This is a genomic window from Halomonas sp. SIMBA_159 (genome assembly GCF_046536035.1).
In the GTDB taxonomy this organism is placed as follows: domain Bacteria; phylum Pseudomonadota; class Gammaproteobacteria; order Pseudomonadales; family Halomonadaceae; genus Vreelandella; species Vreelandella venusta_A.
Genome location: NZ_JAWJBT010000252.1, coordinates 1 through 321, shown reverse-complemented (window position 1 = coordinate 321; position 321 = coordinate 1). Strand labels below are relative to the sequence as shown.

Sequence of the window (321 nt, the reverse complement as noted above, 5' to 3'; positions counted from 1 at the left end):
TGCCGGTTGCATTTGCTGATGAATAGTGGCCAGCAACGCTGCCGTCGTGTGCCAATCAATACAAGCATCAGTTACTGATACACCGGGTTGATCGGCTTTACCGTTTGTTAAACCCTGCCGGCCGGCATATAAGTGGCTCTCCAGCATAATGCCGATAATGGCATCATTGCCAGCCAGACGCTGCGACAACACGTTTAGTGCCACTTCACCCTGCCGGTTATGATCTTTGTTCGAGTTACCATGGCTGCAATCAACCACTATGCCACGCGGTAAATTCAGTTTATCAAGCTTAGCCAGCGCTTCGCCTATGCTTTGCTCATC

General features: G+C 50.5%; 1 pseudogene. It reads right to left on the bottom strand.

The window, feature by feature from the left end:
* Positions 1-321, bottom strand: a pseudogene (locus R0J87_RS19195) (3-deoxy-7-phosphoheptulonate synthase); the annotation flags it as partial.